We start from the raw sequence: 14435 nt of genomic DNA, 5'->3' as shown, positions 1-14435 counted from the left end.
TTGATTTTAAGTGCAATTCAAAGTCCACAACATCTATTTGTTCAAATCAAACATGGCTTTCGCAGCAAGGTAAATGCGGAACCAAGTTGACCGAAATTCAAATAATAGTCTTTTTTCAGGCGACTCTGATTAAGACAAACAACTAAACAAGGTGTTTATAATGAAAAAAATTATATTCAATGTCTACGCAGCTACTCTTGCGGCTACGGCAATTTTTTGTGCTGTGCTGATGACCGAGCCAGGGCAATCTCTCAATGTTCCACGAGACATGGTGTTGGGGTATTACCAAAACGCAGGTCTATACATGGTCTTACAATTGATGGCTTTAGGTGGTTTGTGGCTGCTTAGCGAAAAATGGGGAATGTGGAATCGTAAGTTGATGTCCTTAGCATCAGTTGGGGTTCTTATAACCTTTTGGGCATCATCCTATGCAATGCCAACAGCTTTCCCTACTGAACAGTTTACAGCTGAATTTTTTAACGTGGATGAGGCCGACCAACATATTCCTGATTCAGACCAGCGCGTTTATGTGGTTGAACTTAACGATGAAGTGCGTATTTTCCCACGCTACCATGTACAGATCCCTCATGTTGCAGGTTGGGAGTCTGAGAACACTGAATATGCGATAACTTTTTGTGGGCTTTCTAATTTGCCTATGGTTGTGGAAACCGATTACGGGCTTGGACAACCTAATTTACAGGTCTTAGGACAAGCACATAACAACTTAATCTTTAAAGATGTTAATAATGATACCGCTATCCAGCAAATCACTATGCAATCAGAGTTTACTGACCACGCTACAACGGTACATCCCAATACATTAATGGAATGGGATACCGCAAAGTCGATGTATCCCGATGCAAAGGTGTTTGTATATGGCATGCCTCGCATGATTGACAAGCTGCTTCTCGATTTGTTTGAAGAACCCTTAAAGATGCAACGTACCCAAGGTGAAAAGTTTATATTTCCTACACTCGACCTAACCGATACGCGAATGGACGTTAAAACAGAAATTTTTGGATACGATAATGGCAGAGCTCAAATAGCAATTGATCCAGAATTTGCACGCGCTAATGATGGTTACCAATTTACCCTTGCTGGCGAGTCATTAGTGATTGAAAGCGATGGCGATATTGTTCGTTTATTGAATGCTGATACGGGGCTACAGGTGCCTACACATAACGGTGTTCACTATGGGATCTGGACTCAGTTTTTTGCTACAACCCACGTTTTATTGTAGTCGCATTGAGTTTAAGACCCTGGTTTGTTCGCAATACTCAAAGATTGTTAGTTGCGAACAAACCGGTGGACTTAAACTCTATTAATGATAGCTATCGTACTCATTATCATTTAATCCGATAGCTGTTACATACTGCTTTGATGAGCATGTATTTATGCAGTTTTGTTTCTAATTACCCATCACAATTGTTGCCCTAACTACACACCACCATATTGGTTCCGATTCACATTCACAGCAATTTGCATTCATTTATATAAGGGTATTCCATGGACGCCTTGGAGGCTGGTGGATTTTTTTCTTTCACACTAGCAATTTTATTATTGTTTATGGGTAAAACGGCTCTGGCAAAGTACGACCTTTTACGCAACTACAGTATTCCTGAGCCGGTCATCGGCGGCTTCATCTGCGCCACTGTCGTGGCACTCATTTATTTCGTTCTTGATGTCAAAATTACGTTTGATCTGCAAGTTCGGGACGTTCTTTTGTTGTATTTTTTTGCGGCAATGGGATTGAATGCCGACATTAAGTCATTAGTACGCGGTGGCAAACCATTGCTGATCTTAGTTGGTTTAGCTGCGTTCTACATCGTATTACAAAATAGCATTGGCATGTTGGTCGCAGGCGCCTTTGGTATGGATCCTAAAGCTGGATTAATGTCAGGTTCAATATCTCTTATAGGTGGAGTAGGGACTACACTCGCTTGGGCACCTACCTTCGTTGAAAAATTGGGGATAGAGAATGCGATGGAACTAGGGATCGCGAGTAATACCATTGGTCTTATATTCGCATGCGTAGTTGGTGGTCCGATTGCGAAGTATTTAATGCGTAAATACCAATTGAACGGGAACCAAAGTAAACCCCTAGACGTTGGCCAGTCCTACTCAAAGCCTCATGAAATGATTGATAGCTACAGCTTACTATACGCTTGGCTGCGCCTAAACTTGGCACTAATGCTTGGTTACGGATTGAATCAAGGTCTAGACTTGATTGGCATAGAGTTACCTTTGTTTGTGTCGTGTTTAATGGCTGGTATTGTCCTAGGTAACCGCATCAACAAGCTACTTCCCAAACAAGATGTTGAGGGGGCTGATAGAGGTTTATCACTCATATCAGATATATGCTTGGGCATGTTTATCGTAATGGCATTAATGGACCTAAAAGTTTGGGAACTATCAGGCTTAGTCGTTTATCTTTCAGTGGTTATGAGTATTCAAATTCTAATTTCTGTGATGTTTGCGATTTTGATCGTGTTTCGTTTGATGGGTAAAGATTATGACGCAACGGTTATCTGTTCGGGCTTTGGCGGAATCACCTTAGGTTCCACGGCGACTGCAATTGCCAATATGACCGCGGTTAGTAAACAGCATGGCGCGTCTCACAAAGCTTTTATTGTAGTTCCCTTAGTTTGTGGGTTCTTTGTGGACATCATAAATGTAGTTGCAATTAACTTTTTTATAGCACTATAAGCCTTGTGATCTAAAAACACAGACAAGCAGCATTAGACTGTGAAGTGGCTTTTTTTTGAGACAAAATACAGTATTACTTTGTATTCCAACCTAGTTGCCAAAAATCAATGTTTTTGGTGATTAGCTTTGTGTGTTTTACCAGTCTTGGACGCGAAACAAACAATAGCATACACTTTTAGGTCGCAAGTAAGCTATTGATTACTTGTAACTTATGTGTCTATAGTATTGGTGTTTAATACCAAGCTTGCGGAGATTTCCGCTAGCTAAAGGCACAATGGACTCTTAAAAAATAACCAAGGAAGCGGATCCAATGAACATTGCTATTCTCACCTTTGACGGCTTCAATGAACTCGATTCATTTATCGCTGCTGGTATTCTAAATCGAATGCGTAGTGAGGCTTGGAATGTACAAATTTGCTGTCCCTCTGAGTTCGTCACATCAATGAATGGTGTAAAAATATTTGCGCAACAAGCGCTCGAATTTGCTAACACAGCCGATGCAGTTTTGTTTGGAAGCGGTATGCTCACTCGTGATATTGCTAAGAACCAAGCGATTCTTTCTCGAATAAAACTGAACCCTACAAAGCAATTGATCGCGGGGCAATGCTCGGGAGCATTGCTGATGTCTGCATTAGGATTACTTCATGGGTTGCCTGCGTGTACAGATTTGACTACAAAACCTTGGCTTGTTGAATCAGGCGTTGAGGTCATTAACCAGGCATTTTATGCTAAAAACCAACTCGCCACAGCAGGGGGATGCTTGTCTTCTCAATATTTAGCTGCCTGGGTTATTGCTAAATTGGCAGGACAAAGTGCCTGCGAAGCCGCGATTAACTATGTTGCACCTGTGGGAGAAAAAGAACAAACGTTTGAACATTGTTGGTCGGTCATCTCCCCATATATTTAGGTTTGCATTTTACCGTTTCAATCACTATTAAAACCCAGAACACTAGTTGTGGTTTATTAACATTTATATAAGGAAATCGTTTGGACCTACATTTAAGGCATCTGGAAGCCACTGATATTCCAGCGTTATTCGACATTTATAGCTTTCCGAGTGTCAGTGAGAATACCTCCCAGTTACCCTATTTAAGCAGTGATAAAGTCAGTAGTTTATTTCTAAATTCTGATGACTACACTCTGGTTGCGGTGAATGACACCAAAGTTGTAGGGCATGTCAGCTTGTTTCTAAGTCCAAAAATTAGAGACAGACATGTCGCAGGTATAGGTATAGCCGTGCATCCTGAATCGCATGGGAAAGGAATTGGTAGAACCTTGCTATTGGAAGCGATTAACCAAGCGGACAATTGGTTGAACTTGATTCGACTTGAGCTAGAAGTGCATTGCGACAATCATGGAGCTGTGGCGCTATATACAAGTCTTGGTTTTGAGATTGAAGCGGAAAAACAACTGAGTACATTTAAAGCGGGTCAATATAGCAACATGTATTTAATGTCACGGATCCGACCTGACTTCGCCGCTAAAGCCTAAACCTAAAGCCTAACGTGTAAGGTCGGAGATTTTTGTTTTCTTGTTATTATAGAATGACCTCAAAGAAGGATCAGTATGAAAACGCGAATGGTCATTTTTTTGCTGCTTAACCTAGGCTTATCTGCCCAGGCAGATGAGCGACCAACTGATGTTGCTGCAACCGTAATAACGGAAGCTGTAGGCGACCTAGATAATGACGGGATAGCTGAAAAGGTAGTGGTTCTCGATACTGGCCTTGCTAGCGATTTTGGCACTCAACGTGCCGTTTTGATTTATCAAAACGTGGGTGAGCAATGGCGGCTTTGGTTCTACAGTGAGGAGGGCGTATTATCCAGCGCACATGGCGGGATGTTTGGCGACCCATTTCTAGGAATCGAGATTGAGCGTGGGGCATTGGTGATAAACCATTTTGGTGGCAGCATGCAGAAATGGAGTTATGTGCATCGATTTCGCTTTAACGATGGCAACTGGGATCTCATTGGCGCAACTATTGAGTATGGTTTACTCGAGTGCGAATACGTTAACTTTGATTTTAATATAGTGACTGGAAAGGCCATTTATACAGACGTTAATGAAGCCTGTCGAGAGGGTGAAATTCCTAATATCGAAAGCCATGAACTCACCATCGAACTAGATGATATTCCCCGTTTAGATAGTTTTTATCCCGGTAACACCGAGTTGTACTTAAGCGATATTGATAAGATGATTTACTATTAAGTTTGAAATTATGTTGAGTTAAAAGTGTCTTTAAACCGAGAACATAAGTTTGATGACTGTCTGTTCAAGGTTGAAGCCTAAAGGCGGATATCGTGCCGCCTTTTAATGATTAAGACTGAAGACTGCGTTCTTGATTGAGTTGACTAATAGACTCATCCAAGGTTTTGGCAAAGTCTGCGATCATTTGGTTTTTTTGCTCATCTTTTGTGGCTTCAGAAATGTTTTCAAATTGTTCGCAGTGTTGAGCTATTTGGGCAAGTCCATAATGCTGAGCAATACCAGCAATTGCGCGGGCTTGAATATGAACCGCGGTGAAATCCTGATTCTGCAGCTGTCGTTCGATTAAACGAAAGGATTGTCGCATTTCGTGTGAATGCAAACTAATCAGGCTTGATTGTAAAGGTTTCTCTAAACCTTGTAGGGCTTTTTTCAATGCGCCTTCATCCAATAAGGGTTGAGGCATATGGCTGCTATGAGCTCGATCTATGGAAGCCGGACGATGAGTTGAAGGCACATTAGTTGCGTTTTCCAGATGAGCAGAGACTTCGATATCGATAGCCTCTTGTTCAGAATGTTTGTCATCATCTTTAACCAGCGCGTAGCTGCGGTGTGGAGAATTTAGTTTATCAATTGCTTCAAGAATGGCACGGTTTGATTGCATGTGACGTTGCTCATCACTATTAAGTGGTTTCACATACACGAGTTTCTCGCTTTCACTACTACTTTGCTCAGATTTGTCTGTTGTTGGTGCGTTACTTATGCCTTCGGCACCGGCAGGATTTAACCCAGCCACCGATTTTGAAGCCACATTTTGCTGAGGATCAGCGATGCTTTTTGGTGGTTTGGTCACACAAGAAGTCCACAGCAATAAATCTTGGTTTTGTAAGCTAATTTTCTGTAATTGATAACTGACACCCGGTTGTTGAGCTTTTGCAAAGCCGATCGGAGACAAAGGTAACAAAAAGTGTTCAGGACTTTCTAATACGGTTTTGCATTGTTCTTTCAAGTTTTCAATTTTTGAAGCGTCAAGCAAGCGCGATAAATTCAAACTGCTATGTTTTTTCTTGAGACCAAATTGACGTAAGCAACATTGATTGATGTCCAAAACTTGAAGCTGTTCATCAATAATCATCATTGCCGAAGGTGTTGCTTCAAAAATTTGGCTGTTGCTCAGCAGTAGTTGCCGGTTTAGTTCGTCGCTCAGGTGGGTTTTATGTTTAGCTTGTTCGGCTAAATCTTGCTCTTGTAAAACTTGCGCAATTAAAGCATCACGAAGCTCAAGCAAAGGAAGGCAAGATTTGTTGGCAGCAAAGGCGTCACGGTGCGCGGCAAAGAATTTGGGATCGCTTAAATCCGAAACGCTTATGTGCGCCAGTTTACTATCTCGCGAGTTACGAAGTACAAGGATGCCAAGTAATATTACAATCAGGACCACGAGGCCTATTATAATAGGCAAATTGTAATATTCTAAGAGCGCCAGCATGGCTTTTCCCTGCTCAATTTTTTATATGCCGTTGATAATAAACTAATCGTCCTTGCAATATCAAACCGTTAACTCGCTTATTTTGAGCTCTGTATTAGATTCTTGACATGATTACTAATCGACAGGTTTGCGCTATGTTGAAAGTGGCTTGCAAAGCTAGTCATAACCGCCTAAATAACTAGTCTTCTCTCAAACATAAGTCGATTATAGCGTCTAAGCCTTAAGTTACTCTTCTAGGTATTGGCTGCTTATAACTAAATGTTGGTCGACGAAGGTGCGTAGCTCGGATACGCAACTACCACAGCCGGTACCCGCTTGTGTCCGAAGTTGCAAACCATCGAAGTCATTAATCTCATCGCCTTGTAATAGCTCAATGATTTGATTTTCTCCAACCTGTTTACACGAACAAATAATCCGACCTTTGGCAAGGTTTCCTGCAACCTCGTCAGTGAGTAACGAGCGAATTTCCTTCGCTTGTAACTGTCCATGGGCGTTTGCTAACCATTGACGTTTACTAATTGGAATTTGGGGAGCACAGGTTAAGCACATGTTGAGTCGCATATCGCTATAGGCTACCCAGTGATGTTTGTGTTGCTCTAGATCCTCATGTTGCAGCGATAGCCCCTTACTGTTGAGTAATGCTAATGGTTTTAAACGTTCAAAAAGCTGTTGCGGACTAGATAGATCGCTAATGTGATATGCAAAGCCATTCGCGAGTACTTGTTCGCTCCAATACCCAACCTTAAGTGATTTAAGTTGCTTAAGTATGGATGATTTTACTAGCAACACGGCTTCGCTTTGATACCGACTTTGGCTGATGGAAACGGGTGTGTATTTAAACTCTGGCTGTCCAGAGATAGGGTCTGTTGCGTTGTTGACAACTGCGGAAATTCGGCTTTGACTTGAGTTACTATCACTCCAATGGATGGGACAAAATACTTCACCTACGCGTTGTTTCGGGTCAGATATTAAACGAGCTTGAGCTTGTCCCCAGTGGCTTTTAATGGTGACTATCGATTCGTTTTTTAAACCCAACTGATTGATATCGTTAGGGTGTAAACTAAGATAGGCTTCACTTTGGTGATTGTTTAGCTGTGCGCTAAGACGACTACGGGTTTGAGTGTGCCATTGGTCTCGTATTCGCCCTGTGTTGAGAATAAAAGGATAGTTTTCATCGCATAGGTGTTTAGCTTGTTTATGTTGCACCGCAATTAACTGAGCTTTGCGACTCGCGGTATAAAAACGGCCGTCACTAAACAGACGGCTGCGCGAAGATTTATCCGTCGTGGTAAGTGGCCATTGTGTAGGGTTTAGATTTTCATACTGTTGAGCATTCAAATCAGCCATTGCGCTAATATCGAAAGCACGGCTACCGTTATTTGAAATGCCTGATAAAGCCGCGTGTTCGATAAAAATCTGGTGAGCATTTTGGTAGTCAAATTGCTCGCTAAAGCCCATTTTAGCAGCCAGTTCACAGATGATCTGCCAATCTGCTTTTACATTATCTAATGGTTGTACGATTTGACGTTGGCGGCTAATACAGCGTTCGGAGTTCGTGACCGTGCCATCTTTTTCGCTCCAGCCCATAGCGGGAAGCAAAATGTTTGCGTAGCGCGTGGTATCGGTGTTTTCAATGCAGTCGCTAACAATGACAGTCGGACATAGCTCAAGAGCTTGTTTGACCAAATCAGAATTACCTAAACTAACGACTGGATTGGTCGCCATTATCCAAATGACTTTCACTTGCCCGGCCTTAACGTGTTCGAAAAGTTGTTGTGCTTTTAAACCCGGTGTTTGACTCAGTGCGTCACATTGCCAAAAATTTTCCACAATCTGACGGTGCTCCGAATTTTGGTAATCCATGTGCGCAGCAAGTGTGTTGGCTAAGCCACCGACCTCACGTCCACCCATCGCATTTGGCTGACCGGTAATCGAAAATGGTGCTGCACCTACCTTTCCGATGCGACCGGTAAGTAGATGGCAGTTAATTATACTATTAACCTTATCCACACCCTGACTGCTTTGATTTACACCCTGTGAAAAGGCGGTGACCGTACGCGGAGTTTTCAAAAACCAATCGACAAACAAGCTTAAGTTCTCGCCGCTTATATCACAGGTTTTTGCGGTGCTACTTAGGCTTAGGTTTTGTGAGTTTAAATCATGGGAAAGCGCATTTAAGCCTTCACAATGCTCTTTGGCAAAGTGCTGATCTAAGGGTTCATTGTTAAGAATCGCTGTTGCTAGGTAGTTGAACAAGGCAACATCGCTACCGGGCTTGATGGCCAAGTGCAAGTCAGCAATTTCGCAACTTGCAGTTTCTCGCGGATCAATCACAACGACTCGCATTTCGGGATTGTTGAGTTTGGCTGCTTTGACGCGTTGAAACAAGATAGGGTGGCACCATGCCAAGTTAGACCCGCATAACACTAATAGGTCGCAATGTTCTAAGTCTTCATAGCAGGCGGGGACAAGATCGGCACCAAAAGCGCGTTTGTGTCCTGCAACGGCTGACGCCATACAAAGGCGAGAATTAGTATCGATGTTATTACTACCAATAAAGCCTTTCATTAGCTTATTAGCGACGTAATAATCTTCGGTCAACAATTGACCCGATACGTAAAATGCGACTGAGTCGGGCCCATATTTTTTAATACTATCTTGTATCGCTGCCGCGCTACTATCCAAAGCGTGGTCCCAACTACTAACTTGGCCATTTACTTGGGGGGTTATGAGTCTCCCGCTTGTACTTATGGTTTGTGCCAAAGTCGAACCTTTCGAGCAAAGTTTACCAAAGTTTGCGGGATGATTAGGATCGCCTGCTATGCTCACTTTACCTGCGCTGTTGTTAGCGATGATACCGCAGCCTACGCCGCAATAGGCACAGGTACTGGCTTTGATTTGATGCTGGAATACAGGATTTGGGCTTGGCATGTGAGAAACTCCTTTTGCTATACCGCTTAAGTAGCAAAAGTAGAACCAAGTTTACTATAGTGTTGAATTGCAGCTAACGTGTTGTTATATATATATTTTAATTGATTCGAATTGCTTTCGAACTATATCTCTTTAGGAATAGCTTGTTAAACAGCGGTGCATTTAAGCTGATTGTTTGCCCCAGCGTTGTGCACGACAAGCAGCGTGACAAGACCTGCCACTTCTTGGGATTATCTAGTTATCGATATTGGTATCGGCTGCAAGTCATGCTAGATTGCGCTCAGTTGAACCGACTTTTGAGACCTATGAAATACTCTCCGCATATAGACGCCCTTATCGAACAATTACAAATACTGCCTGGTGTTGGTCCGCGTAGTGCTCAGCGTATGGCATTTAGCCTACTGCAGGCTGAGCGAGCCTCCGGACAAAAGCTAGCAACTCGAATTGAGTCTGCGATGACACATGTTGGACACTGTAGCGTTTGCCGTAATTATGCCGAAGGTGAATTGTGTGGGATCTGTAGTAATCCTAAGCGCCAAGTTAGCGAGCAAATATGCGTGGTTGAGAGTCCGGCTGATGTTGCAGCGATAGAAAGTACCGCGCAGTTTAAAGGTCGTTACTTTGTACTTATGGGGCACTTGTCACCGTTAGATGGCTTAGGCCCAAAAGAAATAGGTTTAGATAAGCTCGAAACCATGCTGAAAAGCCAAGCCGTATCCGAGCTAATCCTCGCAACGAATCCAACCGTAGAGGGTGAAGCAACAGCCTTTTATATCGCTGATATTGCCAAAGACTTAGCGATTAAAGTATCTCGAATTGCCCATGGCGTGCCACTCGGTGGAGAGCTGGACAGTGTCGACGGTACAACCCTATCTCATTCGTTTATTGGTCGCCAAAGCGTCGATTAGACGCTTTTTACAAATATTTACCTACAGAAGTCGATTTTTTTGTTGGCTTCGCTTGAAAATACTCTGTCTCGACCCTATCTCATTGCTACGTTAGTTATGATTCAAGTATAAGCTTGAGTCTTCTGTTTGCTATTGAGAGATGATAGCAACGGTCACAAATCGGTCTAAGATGAGGAATATCAGTCAATGACGCAAGAGCAACATACAGAGAAGCACGGTTTTACTGCCGAAGTATCACAACTACTAAAGTTGATGATTCACAGCCTTTACTCCAACAAAGAAATCTTTCTTCGTGAACTCGTATCTAACGCAGCCGATGCGGCTGACAAGCTACGATTTAAAGCCTTAGAAGATTCAAGCTTGTTTGAAGACGATGGCGATCTTCGAGTCCGTGTTAGTTTCGATAAAGATAAGCGTCAGGTTATTTTGTCTGACAACGGTATCGGTATGACCCGCGACCAAGTTATCGAGCATTTGGGTACGATTGCTAAATCAGGTACTAAAGAATTCTTTGGTAAGCTCAGTGGTGACGAAGCCAAAGATTCTCAGCTTATCGGTCAATTTGGTGTTGGTTTTTACTCAGCATTCATTGTTGCTGACAAAGTAACCGTTGAAACGCGTGCTGCTGGTACTGAAGTAAGTCAAGGTGTTCGCTGGGTTTCAGCTGGCGAAGGTGACTACGAAGTTTCAGATATTGAGAAAACTGGCCGCGGTACAGACGTAATTCTGCATCTTCGTGACGAAGAAGACGAGTTTCTAGACAACTGGAAATTACGTTCAATTATTACTAAGTATTCTGACCATATTTCAATTCCGGTTGAAATGTACAAAGAAGAACAGCCTGAGCGTGACGGTCCTGATGGCCCAGAGGGTGAAAAAATTCCTGCAGTGCCAGGCGAGTGGGAAGCAATCAACAAAGCCACTGCACTTTGGACACGCACCAAAAATGATATTTCTGACGAAGAATATAACGAGTTCTATAAGCACATATCGCATGACTTTGCCGATCCCCTTCAGTGGTCTCATAACAAAGTTGAAGGTAAACAAGACTACACCAGCTTGCTATATATCCCGGCTAAAGCACCGTGGGATATGTGGAACCGTGAACGTCAACATGGCTTAAAATTGTATGTTCAACGCGTATTCATCATGGATGACGCGGATCAATTTATGCCAAGCTACCTTCGATTCGTTAAAGGTGTTCTTGATTCAAACGATTTGCCTTTGAATGTATCGCGTGAAATTCTACAAGATACTAAAGTGACGTCAAACTTGCGCAGTGCATGTACCAAACGTGTATTGACTATGCTTGAGCGTATGGCGAAAAATAATGCCGAGAAATACCAAGGTTTTTGGGAAGAGTTTGGCCAAGTATTGAAAGAAGGCCCTGCTGAAGATGCTGCTAACAAAGACCAAATTGCGAAGTTGTTACGCTTTGCCAGCACGCATACTGACAGCAAAGACCAAACCGTTGGTTTCGCTGATTATGTTGAGCGCATGGGTGAGTCACAAGACAAAATTTACTATGTAAGTGCTGACAGCTATGCAGCCGCTGCAAATAACCCGCATCTTGAAATCTTCAAGAAGAAGGGCATCGAAGTGGTATTGATGTACGATCGCATCGATGAGTGGTTGATTTCGCATTTGTCAGAATTTGATGGCAAACAGCTTGTATCAGTATCTAAAGGGAGCCTAGATCTAGGTGAGCTTGATGATGAAGAAACAAAAGCTGAGCAAGAAAAAGCAGAAACTGAATTCGCAAGCTTTGTTGAGCGCGCTAAAACAGCGATGGGCGACAAAGTTAAAGATGTACGTTTAACGCATCGTTTAATCGACACGCCATCTTGTATTGTTTCTGATGACAATGATATGAGTACGCAAATGCAAAAATTGATGGAAGCTGCCGGTCAAGCTGTACCAGAGCAAAAGTATATCTTTGAGCTCAACCCACAGCACCCAATGGTTGCCAAACTTTCAGACGAGCAAGACGAAGCTGTGTTTGCCGATTGGATTGAGTTATTACATCAACAAGCGGAGCTTTCGGAGCGTGGTAGTTTAGAAGACCCATCTGACTTCATCCGTCGTGTAAACCGTTTGCTAGTATAGTTTAAACCAGTAAATGATAAGCCAGGCATCGCAAATGTCTGGCTTTTTTTGTGCCTGTAATAAATGTTGGTATACGCACCTTTAGTTTTAGGACGGTATTTGCGTTTGGTCAGCTGATTTCCTAGTCTAAAGTATCCCACTATGTTTGATAATTATTATGCCTGCGCTCCCTAAGTTGAAAAATGGCCAAATCTATTTGTGTGAAGGCGGTCCTGAAACCGAACTGATGTACAAGCATGGGGTCGATTTGCCTGAGTTTGCGTTGTTTAGCGTATTGGATAAGCCCAAAGCGATGGACTGTCTATTGGGGATGTATCGCCGTTATTTAGATGTTGTTGCCAAACACCAACAATGCGCATTGGTTAGCGGGCTAGACTACCGAGCTAGCAACGCATGGGGAGCTAAAATAGGCTACTCAACAGCCGCTATAAAGCAGGCAAACCTTGCAAGTATTGAGTTCTTGCGCCAGCTGCAAACTGAATACAGCCGTGAAATTCCAGACTTGGTTATCCAAGGGCTACTTGGACCCAAAGAAGACGCCTATGCAAGCAACAGTCATATTACAGCTCTAGAAGCCGAGCGTTACCATACGGTTCAACTCGCAGTGCATAAGCAGGCGGGTTTGACCCTGGTAACAGGCATGACCGTGCATCACGTAGCAGAAGCCATCGGTATGGTGCGCGCAGCAACTAAACTCTCACTTCCAATTGCGATATCGCTGAGAATAAATGAGCAAGGGCGATTGGCTGGTGGTCTCAGCTTAGAGCAAGCGATCACCATGATTGACGCTCAAACGAATCGCAGTGCAGAGTTTTTCATGCTTAATTGCTCACATCCGCAAGAGTATCAACCTTGGCTGGAAAGCGCTCAATGGATTCAACGAGTTCGCGGCATTCGGCCTAATGCCGTAGCTTTAGACAAAATAAGCTTACTTTGCAGCAATCAATTACATGCCGGTGATCCGCAAGCCCTGGGCAAGCAGGTTGCAATATTTGCAAAGCGCTTTGGACACATGGACATCTGGGGCGGCTGCTGCGGTACGTGGTCTGAACACTTGGATGCTATTGCCTGTCACTTAATCGATTAAACCATTGGAAAAACAAGCAAGAGCATAGGCTCGGTTTAGCTCTTCAACTGAGGCATTTGAGCCACTAAACTGCAGCACCACATTTTTACCGGCAAGTTGTTTTCTGAGTTTCCATGCCGCCATTATGGTTGAGCTTCCGGCACCTTCAACTACATTACGGGTGTAATATGCGGCGAGGGCAATTCCTTGTAAAATCTCATGTTCAGAAAGCAATACAAAATCGGAGAGCGACTGCTTATAAATATCGAAGGTTGTCTGATAGGCCATGCCAGTGGCAAATCCACCAGCAAAGGTTTGGTTAGGGCGATGTAAAATTTCAGCTTGCTTCCAACTGTGATAAGCCGCGCAGGAAAGCTCGGCTTGAACAGCATAGATGTCAATCTCAGGATTGATCGGTTTTAAGCTAGTAACAGCCGCGGCTACTTCGCTACCACCACCTAAGGGAAGGATTACTGCATCCATATCCGGCAGTTGATCCATCAAATCTACAAACTGCGTACCAACCCCATTAATGATATGCGGTTCATTGGCTGGGTGAGCATAGTAGTACCCTTTGATTTGACTTATTTCCGAGACGACTAAGGACGACTCATCGAAATTGCTGCCGGCTTCAACCACTTCAGCACCGGCAGCTTGGATTAGCTTCATTTTTAGAGGATTTGCACCCAATGGCACAACCACAATGGCCGGAAGATCAAATAATTTTGCTGCCGTGGCAATCGATAAACCATGATTACCGGTGGAAAAGGTAACAACGCCATTTACCCCTAAGCTTTTTAAATGTGACATAAGGTTAATTCCGCCACGAATTTTGAAGCTTCCGGTACGGTTCTGGTTCTCATGTTTAATATAAACATTGAACCCAAGCAATTTCGATAAGTCGTCATATTTGATCAAAGCTGATGGTGCTATGTACCTGCTTACCACCTGTTTTGCTTTATACATTTCCAATAAGGATATCGGATGTTGCTGTAGGTTATCCATGCGCTGAAATTCTCCTTATAAG

Annotated in this window: 11 protein-coding genes; 8 read left to right on the top strand and 3 right to left on the bottom strand. The window is 43.2% G+C overall.

All coding sequences use genetic code 11. The features are described 5' to 3' along the window. Positions 1-160 precede the first annotated feature (160 nt). The 5 genes from DBZ36_RS07885 (at position 161) to DBZ36_RS07865 (ending at position 4914) form a co-directional block, all read left to right on the top strand. A complete protein-coding gene (locus DBZ36_RS07885; protein WP_120354354.1) occupies positions 161-1240 on the top strand; it encodes a DUF3179 domain-containing (seleno)protein in 1080 nt (359 codons plus the stop codon). A 266-nt stretch (positions 1241-1506) separates the two neighbouring features. Next, a complete protein-coding gene (gene gltS, locus DBZ36_RS07880) occupies positions 1507-2706 on the top strand; it encodes a sodium/glutamate symporter (RefSeq protein ID WP_120354353.1) in 1200 nt (399 codons plus the stop codon). A 310-nt stretch (positions 2707-3016) separates the two neighbouring features. Continuing rightward, positions 3017-3613 (top strand): DJ-1/PfpI family protein, encoded by a 597-nt coding sequence (locus DBZ36_RS07875; RefSeq protein WP_120354352.1) that lies wholly within the window; start codon positions 3017-3019, stop codon positions 3611-3613. A gap of 80 nt (positions 3614-3693) precedes the next feature. Next, entirely contained in the window at positions 3694-4197 is a 504-nt protein-coding gene (locus tag DBZ36_RS07870; protein ID WP_120354351.1) for a GNAT family N-acetyltransferase, read from the top strand. 75 nt (positions 4198-4272) lie between these two features. Continuing rightward, positions 4273-4914: a hypothetical protein gene (locus tag DBZ36_RS07865; RefSeq protein WP_120354350.1), complete on the top strand. Its 642-nt coding sequence runs from the start codon at positions 4273-4275 to the stop codon at positions 4912-4914. Between the two features lie 109 nt (positions 4915-5023). Here the strand turns inward: DBZ36_RS07865 and DBZ36_RS07860 are convergent, their stop codons facing one another. Both DBZ36_RS07860 and DBZ36_RS07855 read right to left on the bottom strand, forming a co-directional pair. Further along, positions 5024-6397, bottom strand: coding sequence for a PAS domain-containing protein (locus tag DBZ36_RS07860; RefSeq protein WP_120354349.1), 1374 nt, complete (start codon positions 6395-6397; stop codon positions 5024-5026). A gap of 225 nt (positions 6398-6622) precedes the next feature. Further along, positions 6623-9328 (bottom strand): nitrate reductase, encoded by a 2706-nt coding sequence (locus tag DBZ36_RS07855; protein WP_120354348.1) that lies wholly within the window; start codon positions 9326-9328, stop codon positions 6623-6625. Positions 9329-9633: 305 nt separating this feature from the next. Between DBZ36_RS07855 and recR the strand changes: the two genes are divergently transcribed. The 3 genes from recR (at position 9634) to DBZ36_RS07840 (ending at position 13429) form a co-directional block, all read left to right on the top strand. Continuing rightward, positions 9634-10236, top strand: a complete 603-nt coding sequence (recR, locus tag DBZ36_RS07850) for a recombination mediator RecR (RefSeq protein ID WP_120354498.1) — start codon at positions 9634-9636, stop codon at positions 10234-10236. A gap of 186 nt (positions 10237-10422) precedes the next feature. Further along, complete coding sequence (htpG, locus tag DBZ36_RS07845) at positions 10423-12342, top strand: molecular chaperone HtpG (RefSeq protein WP_120354347.1); 1920 nt, start codon at positions 10423-10425, stop codon at positions 12340-12342. A gap of 157 nt (positions 12343-12499) precedes the next feature. Further along, positions 12500-13429: a homocysteine S-methyltransferase family protein gene (locus DBZ36_RS07840; RefSeq protein WP_120354346.1), complete on the top strand. Its 930-nt coding sequence runs from the start codon at positions 12500-12502 to the stop codon at positions 13427-13429. Here the strand turns inward: DBZ36_RS07840 and DBZ36_RS07835 are convergent. Continuing rightward, entirely contained in the window at positions 13418-14413 is a 996-nt protein-coding gene (locus DBZ36_RS07835; protein ID WP_120354345.1) for a threonine ammonia-lyase, read from the bottom strand. The two genes, DBZ36_RS07840 and DBZ36_RS07835, sit on opposite strands and share 12 nt — an antisense overlap. Between the last annotated feature and the right edge of the window lie 22 nt (positions 14414-14435).

The sequence above is a fragment of the Alginatibacterium sediminis genome, from assembly GCF_003610775.1.
Taxonomy (GTDB): Bacteria; Pseudomonadota; Gammaproteobacteria; order Enterobacterales; family Celerinatantimonadaceae; genus Alginatibacterium; species Alginatibacterium sediminis.
The sequence above is the reverse complement of the archived record's forward strand: the minus strand, read 5'-3'. Positions and strand labels throughout refer to the sequence as shown.